The organism is Alistipes sp. CAG:268 (genome assembly GCA_000434235.1).
GTDB lineage: Bacteria > Bacteroidota > Bacteroidia > Bacteroidales > Rikenellaceae > Alistipes > Alistipes avistercoris.
This window is the reverse complement of the sequence record FR891983.1, coordinates 1-1,267: the sequence shown is the minus strand read 5'-3', so window position 1 is coordinate 1,267 and position 1,267 is coordinate 1. Positions and strand designations below refer to the sequence as shown.

The 1,267-nt window shown below is 56.4% G+C and carries 2 protein-coding genes; both read right to left on the bottom strand.

Going from position 1 to position 1,267, the window contains the following annotated elements; translation table 11 throughout:
- Nucleotides 1-95: 95 nt before the first annotated feature.
- Nucleotides 96-722, bottom strand: coding sequence for a 50S ribosomal protein L4 (gene rplD, locus QZL63_RS03130; RefSeq protein ID WP_022307878.1), 627 nt, complete (start codon nt 720-722; stop codon nt 96-98).
- A gap of 1 nt (nt 723) precedes the next feature.
- Nucleotides 724-1,267, bottom strand: a 544-nt coding sequence (rplC, locus tag QZL63_RS03125) for a 50S ribosomal protein L3 (protein ID WP_290585843.1), incomplete at its 5' end; no start/stop codon positions are given.

Genomic DNA, 1,267 nt, shown 5'->3' with positions numbered 1-1,267 from the left:
ACGATAAAACCGTAGCGATTCAACTTTTCGCCCTGAATCGTCATTTTCTCGGTCAGAACCGGCTTAATAATAATCTCCATTGTTGTCTTGCGTTTTTAAGCTAACATCGTATTCAATACATTCTCGGCGCCCTCGACCATGACGATTGCCGAAGCGTTCATCACGTCGTACGTGCAGACGTTCTGAGCCAGCACGGGCTTCACGTACGTGAGGTTGCGGCACGACAGCTGCAGGTTTACGTTCGACTCCGGCAGTACGAGCAGAACCTTCTTGTCCGCTACCTTCAGAGCCTCGGCCAGAGCAGCCACCGACTTGGTCTTCGGGGCCTCCATCGAGATGGCCTCGACGATGGTGATGGCACCTGCCTGAGCCTTGTAGGTCAGTGCGCTGCGGCGGGCCAGCTGCTTGAGCTTCTTGTTGAGCTTGAAGCTGTAGTCACGCGGCTGCGGGCCGAAGACGCGGCCACCGCCCGGGAAGAGCGGCGAGAGGATGCTGCCGCAACGGGCGCCGCCGGTACCCTTCTGACGCTTGAGCTTGCGGGTCGAACCGGCAACCTCGTTGCGCTGCTTGGCCTTGTGCGTACCCTGACGCTGGTCGGCGAGGTACTGCTTTACGTCGAGATAGATAGCGTGGTCATTAGCCTCCACGCCGAAAACGGCATCCGAAAGGACTACCTTACGACCCGTTTCTTTTCCCTGGGTGTTCAAAACAGCTAATTCCATACTACTTCTCAATCGTTAAATAAGCACCTTTTGCACCCGGAATCGAACCCTTCACGAGGATCAGGTTGCTCTCGGGAATAACCTTCAAAACTTTCAGGTTAAGCACCTTAACCTGCTCTCCGCCCATCTGGCCGGGCAGACGCTTGCCCTTGAATACGCGCGACGGGTAGGACGATGCACCCAGCGAACCGGGCTTGCGCTGACGGTTGTGCTGGCCGTGGGTCTGGCCGCCGACACCGCCGAAACCGTGACGTTTCACAACGCCCTGAAAGCCTTTTCCTTTCGAGATCCCGGTCACGTCCACCCAGTCCTCCTCGGTGAAGAGGTCCACGGTCAGCGTGTCGCCGAGATTCACTTCGGGCATCCCCTTGAACTCAGCCAACTTGCGCTTCGGGGTGGTGCCGGCTTTCTTGAAGTGACCTAACAAACTGTTGCTGGTGTGCTTTTCACTTTTCTCGTCATAGGCAATCTGAACCGCTGCATACGAATCCGTCTCAACGGTTTTGATTTGCGTAACAACGCAGGGACCAGCCTCAATGACAGTG

What these genes read in the sequence shown, in the direction of transcription:
- rplD (WP_022307878.1), bottom strand. Translation starts at nt 722, where the DNA reads ATGGAATTAGCTGTTTTGAACACCCAGGGAAAAGAAACGGGTCGTAAG.